This window comes from Vicinamibacteria bacterium, assembly GCA_035620555.1.
Lineage (GTDB): Bacteria > Acidobacteriota > Vicinamibacteria > Marinacidobacterales > SMYC01 > DASPGQ01.
In genome coordinates this window covers 1-3,229 of record DASPGQ010000255.1, presented here as the reverse complement: position 1 = coordinate 3,229, position 3,229 = coordinate 1, and the positions used below count along the sequence as shown (strand labels likewise).

The following is a 3,229-nucleotide window of genomic DNA, read 5'->3' as shown; positions in this document are numbered from 1 at the left end:
AGTCGGCACCACCCGAATCTCGAACTTGGCGTCCCGACGCGAAAGGAAAGCAATCTCCCGTCCGTTCGGGGACCAGCTGGGGAAAGTGCTCTCGACCTCGCCCCGGGTCAGCTGGCGGGCCGGCCCTCCATCCAGGGGTTGTATCCAGACCTGCCGCTGCCCGCTCCGATGGGCGTAAAAAGCAATCTCCTTCCCATCCGGAGACCAGCTGGGAGCCCAGTCGGGCGTCGGGTCGGTGGTGAGCTGTCGCATGTTGCCACCCCCAGCCGGGACGATCCACAGGTCCGGATTGCCCGATCGGTCCGAGCTCACCGCGAGCGTTTTTCCGTCGGGGGAAAGGGCCAGCATCTCGATGTAAGCCTCATCGAACGTAATCTGTTGGGCATCGGCCCAGGTCGCTGGACGCTCCTCTCGGATCGGCACGCGCCACACGTTGCTGATGACCGCGCCTTTGGAATAAGCGAGCTGTGCACCATCCGGAGACAAGACGGCGCTCGCGATACCCACGCCGGTGGTCACCGGCTCGGGATCGCCCTCCGGCTTTCCCGCTCGCAGGCTTTGCCTCCACAGATCCAGGCTTCCACCTCTGTTCGACACGTAGTAGAGAAAGCGCCCGTCCGGAGACCAAAACGGACTCGCGACCTGAGTGCGCCCATCGGTCAGCGCCACGGCCTCTCCACTCTCGATCTCCAACAGCTGAACCCGGGCGATTTGGCTCGAGTAATCGCGCCCATCCACATAGGCAAACGAGCGCCCGTCGGGAGACCAGGCGAGATCCATGCGTGCGTAGCGCTCGCGCCCCGGGAGCGAGAGCCGACGAGCATCACCGGTCTCCACGGAAACGATCTCCGCGAAGGCGGCGCCCCCATCGTAGACCACGGCAGCCAAATGGGTTCCATCCGGGGACCACTCGGGGCGGGGAAGGAGCGCGGGAGCATCTCGGCCGCGTTGCTTCACGATCCTGCGCGGCGCGCCTCCCAGCGCCGGCATCAGAAAATAGCCGCCGTCCTCTCGATCCGACCAGAAGGCAATCTGGCTTCCGTCGGGAGACCAGCTGGGAAACATATCCCTCCCGGGATGATCCTCGGTCAAATTGACCGCGTACCCGGTGCCCAATTGCGCCACCCAGATGTCGAAGTTTCCGCCATCGCCTCGGCGGTCCAGGTGATAGGCGAGCCTCCCCGCTTCGGGAGACCAGGTGGGATAAGCTTCCAAACCAATGGCAGACGTGAGCTGACTATGGTTCGTGAGCCGAGGCGGCTTCTCCTCACGAGGCCAAAGCAGGTAAGTGATTGCCGCGAGCGCCAGGACAACCAGCGCCGACGCGGCCAGCCATCCATGTTTGCGTTCGAACCGCGAGACGCTCGGGGCTACGGCTGGCAGCACCTCGCTTCCTGACTGGCGCTGGATCGATTTCAGGTCGAGAGCCAGATCCTTGACGGTTTGATACCTTTCCCGCCGATCTTTGGCCAAACATTTCTCCAGAACGTCCTGGAGTCTGGAAACGATCGCGGTGGAAGACTCGAGTCGCATTTCGCCCAGTGGGGGAGCCACCTCTTTCAGGATGGCGCTCAGCGTTTCCGCGGTACTTCCTCTATGAAACGGCCTCTTCCCGGTGAGCATCTCGAAGAGGACCACTCCCAGCGAGAATATGTCCGTTCGGTGATCGGTCTTCTCCCCACGGGCTTGCTCCGGACTCATGTACGAAACGGTTCCCATGGTGATCCCCGCCTGGGTCTCCACCCGCACCGCGGTGGCGTCTTCGCTCTGCGGGCTATCGAGCCGGGGCTCGATCAATTTGGCCACGCCGAAATCGATGATCTTTGCATGGCCATCCTGGGTGACCATGATGTTGTCGGGTTTGAGGTCTCGATGGACGATCCCTTTCTCGTGCGCCCGAGCAAGGCCCTCTGCGGCCTCGGTTGCCAGAGTAAGAGCGCCGGACAGTGTCAACTTCCCCCCGGCAACCTGCTCTCTCAAGGTCGTGCCTTCGATGAGCTCCATCGCGATGAAAGTGATCCCTTCCACCTCATCGATCTCGAAGACGGAAGCGATATAAGGATGGTGCACCGCACCGGCAGATTGAGCTTCCCGAATGAAGCGAGCTTTGCGTTCTTTGTCGGCGACGAGCTCCGGAGGCAGGACTTTGACCGCGACCTCCCGGTTGAGTTTCAGGTCGAGAGCACGGTAGACGATCCCCATGCCGCCGCGATCGATCTCACCGAGTATCCGGTAGTGAGAGAGAACCCTTCCAATCATGATGGCTCTCTTTCCCGGACGATTGGTGCGCGGGTGTCCGATGTCAAGCAGGCGCGATTGGCACGGGTCGGGCCGCTCACCGCTGTCTCACGAATGACGGATCGAAGCTCGTATCCGCCCGACGCGGTCGTCACGGAGTGAATTGTACTCGATTGAGTGAGGAAGACGCCCTGGTAGAATTATGCCTATCTCCGGAGTCGAAAAAGGGCCTCTTCCGGTTCAGCGTTACGGACCCGCGACGCATGGGCAAGTCGCAAAGGGCCGGACGCCAAGAAGAGCCAGAGCGCCCATCGCGGTCAATCGCTTTGTGCGATCCGTTGGCGTAACCAGATCGTCAGCGGCTCGATATCCATCTCTCCTCGAGCGACGCTCATCGTCACCTGCTCCATCTCGTCGTCGGTCGCACCGAGAACGTGCCCATTCAAGAGAACCATCAACTCGGAAGCGGCAGAGCCCGCCCGCTTGTTCCCGTCGACGAAGGGATGGTTGAGCACGATGGAGTGCAACAACGCTGCCGCTTTCGCCGCCAGGTCCGGATACAAGTCCTCGCCGCCGAAGGTCATCGCGGGCCGTGCGACCGCAGATTCGAGCCCTCCGCGGTCGCGGATTTCGGCCGCCCCGCCGAACGCGTCCACGAGGATCGCATGCAGCTCGAGCACTTGCTCGACCGAGAGGTAAAGAATCACTTCGCGAGGCGTCGGTAGAGCTCGGACCGCTCCTTGACGAGCGTCCTCACCGCTTTGCGGAAGCGCTCCGTCACCTTTCCATCCTCGAAGTACTTCACGCCCGGACGAATCGTTACGGCGCCCGTCTTTGGGTGCACGGACACCTCGACGCTCTGTCCCTTCTCGAGATGGAACTCCTTGACCACCTCAGTGGGCAGGGTCACGGCGAGCGACTGACCGATTTGAACCAGCTTCCTCTTCATATATATATTTAATACTAAATTACAGTGGTTTCTGAAATGCTA

3 protein-coding genes are annotated in these 3,229 nt (G+C 61.5%); all 3 read right to left on the bottom strand.

What is annotated here, in order from left to right; translation table 11 throughout:
- On the bottom strand, window positions 1-2,259 hold a 2,259-nt coding region (locus VEK15_10690; protein ID HXV61152.1), incomplete at its 3' end, for a protein kinase.
- Between the two features lie 296 nt (window positions 2,260-2,555).
- A complete protein-coding gene (locus tag VEK15_10685) occupies window positions 2,556-2,945 on the bottom strand; it encodes a type II toxin-antitoxin system death-on-curing family toxin (protein ID HXV61151.1) in 390 nt (129 codons plus the stop codon).
- Complete coding sequence (locus VEK15_10680) at window positions 2,942-3,187, bottom strand: AbrB/MazE/SpoVT family DNA-binding domain-containing protein (protein HXV61150.1); 246 nt, start codon at window positions 3,185-3,187, stop codon at window positions 2,942-2,944. The genes VEK15_10685 and VEK15_10680 overlap by 4 nt, the downstream gene beginning before the upstream one ends.
- Window positions 3,188-3,229: the final 42 nt, after the last annotated feature.